The organism is Brevundimonas sp. CURTG3B2_SDJG (genome assembly GCF_057364705.1).
Genome location: NZ_JBNFOJ010000337.1, coordinates 1 through 2,875, shown reverse-complemented (window position 1 = coordinate 2,875; position 2,875 = coordinate 1). Strand labels below are relative to the sequence as shown.

3 protein-coding genes are annotated in these 2,875 nt (G+C 70.8%); all 3 read left to right on the top strand.

Translation table 11 applies throughout. The features are described 5' to 3' along the window. Positions 1-197: 197 nt before the first annotated feature. From AC2W7C_RS16170 to AC2W7C_RS16160, 3 genes are read left to right on the top strand one after another with little or no spacing between them, the layout of a single operon-like run. Complete coding sequence (locus AC2W7C_RS16170) at positions 198-1,283, top strand: GDSL-type esterase/lipase family protein (protein WP_486002315.1); 1,086 nt, start codon at positions 198-200, stop codon at positions 1,281-1,283. Continuing rightward, positions 1,284-1,769 carry a hypothetical protein gene (locus tag AC2W7C_RS16165; protein WP_486002314.1) on the top strand — a complete coding sequence of 162 codons (486 nt, stop codon included), beginning with the start codon at positions 1,284-1,286 and terminating at the stop codon, positions 1,767-1,769. Then, entirely contained in the window at positions 1,658-2,698 is a 1,041-nt protein-coding gene (locus AC2W7C_RS16160) for an MBOAT family O-acyltransferase (protein WP_486002313.1), read from the top strand. Before AC2W7C_RS16165 ends, AC2W7C_RS16160 begins: the two co-directional genes overlap by 112 nt. Positions 2,699-2,875: the final 177 nt, after the last annotated feature.

Here is a 2,875-nt window from a genome sequence, read left to right as displayed (position 1 = left end):
CGTGCGCACGGCGCTGGCGGCGCTGATCGGCGGACTGCTGCTGGCCGCGCCGGCCTCGGCCCAGGTTCCCTACGCCCCCCGTCGCGACGCCTCAGCCCGGGCCGAGCGTCTGTCCCGGCGGCCTGTGCCAGCCTGAAGCGCTGGAGATCTTCTTCGAGGCGTTAGCCGCGACCGAGGACGGCCGTCGCCACCGGGCGGTGCACGTCCTCCAGCTGGGCGACAGCCACACTGCCGGGGACCGGATCACCGGCAAGCTGAGGGCGGATCTGCAACGGCGCTTCGGCGACGGCGGTCTGGGGGTGCTGCCCGCCGGCGTTCCCTACGCAGGCTACGCGCCGATGCGGGTGCGGGTCGAGGCGCAGGAGTGGGACGCGCCTGCCGCGCCCCTGGCGACGGGCGCGGGCTATGGACTGGCCGACGTGGGCCTGGCGGGCGTGCAGCCGGCCGCCTACGGCCGCGCGCCCATGCTGCGCTTCACCCCCGATCCCGGGGCGGAACCGGGCAGCGTGAGCGTGTGTTTTCGCGCCGGCGGCCGCTCGTCGGACTTCCACCTGATCAGCGATGGGCGCTGGCTCCCGGTGGCGACGCCCGCCCCGGGCAGGACGGGGCCGGTCTGTGTCAAGCGAAACCTGCTGACGGGTCCGGGCGGAGCGGTGGGACCGATCGAACTGTGGGCCCACGGCGCCGACGTGCTGGCCTACAGTATCCGGCTGGAGGGGACCCGGCCCGGGGTGGCCCTGTCCAATCTGGGCGTGGTGGGCGCGACGCTGGCGGACTTGGCGGCGCGCGACGAGGCCGTGGCCGCCGTCGAGTTGGCGGACTGGCGGCCGTCGCTGGTCATCCTGGCCTTCGGGACCAACGAGGGGTTCGACGACGCGCTGGACCCAGTCGCCTATGAAGCGCTGCTGAGAGCGCAGGTGGCGCGGATGCGGCGGCTGGCCCCCGACGCCTCGCTGATGCTGCTGGGCGCGCCGGACGCCCTCAGGAACGGCGCGGCGAACGGCTGCAGCGCCGACCGACTGTGGGCCCCGCCGCCATCGCTGGCGGTGGTCCGGGACGTGCAACGCCGGGTCGCCGCCGACATGGGTGTGGCGTTCTGGGACTGGCACGGGCGGATGGGCGGCGACTGTTCAGCGGATCGGCTGGCGTTGAGGGCCGAGCCCCTGATGCGCGGCGACCGGGTGCATTTCACCGGGGCGGGGGCCGACTGGATCGGCGGGATTCTGGCCGGCGACCTGACCGGCGCCTATGACGCGTGGACGGCGAAGGGACGCGCCGAGTAGATGCTGTTCCCCACGCTCGCCTTCGGCGTCTTCTTCCTGTTCGTCTATTTCACCGCCTGGTCGCTGGATCGCGAGAACGGCAAGCGGAAGCTGTTCCTGCTGCTGGCCAGCTGGTTCTTCTACGCCCAGTGGGACTGGCGGTTCGTCGGCCTGCTGATCGCCTCGGCGGTGCTGAACTGGGGCGTGGCCGCGCTGATCGCCCGCAAGATGGAGCGAGAGGGACCCGAGGCCCGTCGCGCCTGGCTGGCGGGCCTGGGCGTCACCGTCAATCTGATCATCCTGGGCTTCTTCAAATACTACGGCTTCTTCGTTGAACAGGCCGGGGAATTGCTGGGGCGGTTCGGTGGGAGCGCGACCTGCCGCTGCTGCAGATCGTGCTGCCAGTGGGGATCAGCTTCTTCACCTTCCAGGGCATTTCGTACGTCGTGGACGTGCATCGCGGGAAGACGCCAGCGGCCAGGAGCCTGCTGGACGTCATGCTGCTGATGAGCTTCTTCCCGCACCTGGTGGCGGGACCGATCGTCCGGGCGTCGGACCTGCTGCCGCAGTTCGACCGAACGCCCCGGCTGACGCGGGCGATGGCGACGCATGGCCTGCTGCTGATCGTCTGGGGCCTGTTCAAGAAGACGGTGATCGCGTCCGAGCTGTCGGTGAACCTGGTGGACCCGGTGTTCTTCGATCCCTCGGCGCATTCGGCCTTCGACATCGCCGCGGCCGTCTACGGCTATGCGGTTCAGATCTACTGCGACTTCTCGGCCTATTCGGACATGGCGATCGGGATTGCGGCGCTGCTGGGCTACTCCTTCCCGCGCAATTTCGACCAGCCGTACAGAGCCGCCTCGATGCAGAGCTTCTGGCGACGGTGGCACATCAGCCTGTCCAGCTGGCTGAGGGACTATCTGTACGTGCCGCTGGGCGGAGGCCGGAAGGGACTGTTCGCCAGTTGCGTGAACGTGTTCGTGACCATGGTGCTGGGCGGGCTTTGGCACGGGGCGGCCTGGACCTTCCTGGCCTGGGGCGCGCTGCATGGGGGCGCGCAGGTGGTCGAACGCCTGGGCCGGGCGGCGTTCGGGGACCGCAAGGTCATCCCGACGGTGGTGGGCGTCCTGATCACCTTCCACATCGTCTGCCTGGGCTGGATCCTGTTCCGGGCCGAGAGCTTCGACCTGGCCGTGGCCATGTTGCAGGGGCTGGCGCGGTTCGGGCCGGTGGAGGTGCTGACCCCGCTGCTGCTGACGCTGATCCTGGGCGGGCTGGCCATGCACTGGCTGCCGCCGCGGACGGTCGAGGGCCTGGCGGAGCGGCTGAAGACCGCGCCGTCGATCACGCTTGGGCTGTTGATCGGCGCGGCGATCCTGCTGGTCGAGGCGGTGCGGCCCGAGGGCGTGGCGCCCTTCATCTATTTCCAGTTCTGAGGCGTTGGACCCGAGATGACCGACGAGAGGGACAAGACGGGAGACGGGGAGGGCGGCGTTCCGCTGGAGCCCTTCCCCGTGCACCGGCCGGAATCGCCCTTCCCGCCGCTGTACGAGAGCCTGCCGCCGCCCCGGCCCGCGCCGCCGCCCGAGCCGCCGGTGGTCCTGCCGCCGGTC

Bases quoted from the DNA above. Each gene is read 5' to 3' on its own strand.
- AC2W7C_RS16165 (WP_486002314.1), top strand. From the start codon at position 1,284: ATGCTGTTCCCCACGCTCGCCTTCGGCGTCTTCTTCCTGTTCGTCTAT.